Source organism: Vibrio sp. 1288 (assembly GCF_033344475.1).
This window is the reverse complement of record NZ_JAWPOX010000479.1, coordinates 1-723: the sequence shown is the minus strand read 5'-3', so window position 1 is coordinate 723 and position 723 is coordinate 1. Positions and strand designations below refer to the sequence as shown.

At 48.4% G+C, this 723-nt stretch carries 1 protein-coding gene; it reads left to right on the top strand.

Annotation, left to right across the window (positions count from 1 at the left end; all coding sequences use genetic code 11):
• Window positions 1-692, top strand: a 692-nt coding sequence (locus R8O11_RS27505; RefSeq protein ID WP_318194912.1) for a methyl-accepting chemotaxis protein, incomplete at its 5' end; no start/stop codon positions are given.
• Between the last annotated feature and the right edge of the window lie 31 nt (window positions 693-723).

The window sequence follows — 723 nt, the reverse complement described above, 5'->3', positions numbered from 1 at the left end:
TACAAACCGTCGCGGAACATGCCCAGACGGCGTCTTCTCTTACAGAGCAAGCTTCCGCACAAGCGATTTCTGGTCAACAGTTCTTGCAAAGTACAGTGGCGAAAATGAGCGAGCTATCTTCAGATATTGCGTCTTCTGCACAAGCCGTAAACCAAGTCGAAGAGCGTGTTGAGTCGATTGGTAGCGTAGTGGGTACGATTCAAGGCATCTCTGAGCAAACCAACTTGCTTGCTTTGAATGCGGCGATTGAAGCGGCGCGTGCTGGTGAAGCAGGGCGTGGTTTTGCTGTGGTGGCGGACGAAGTTCGTAACCTTGCGCAGCGCACGCAACAAGCGACGGTGGAAATTCAAGAAATGATCACTCAGCTACAGGCCAGCGCGACTTCTGCGGTTGATTTGATGGAGAAAAGTGTTGTCGAAGCGGCTGAAGGCGTGGAACTGGTTTCTAACGCAGGTAGTGAACTTGATGGTATTGTTGCTCAAGTAACACAAATCAACGACATGAACTTCCAAATTGCCACAGCTTCAGGACAACAAAGTAGTGTAGCGGAAGAAATGAGCCAGAACTTGACGAACGTTCGTGAGCTGGTTGAAGCATCGGTCGTGGTGGTCACAGAGTTACTGGAAACCTCTGAAATGATGCAAAGTAACGCCGAAGAGCTAGATAAGAAGATTAAGTCATTTAGCGTATAAAGCGAATTGGATTTGATAAAACGCCCACAAA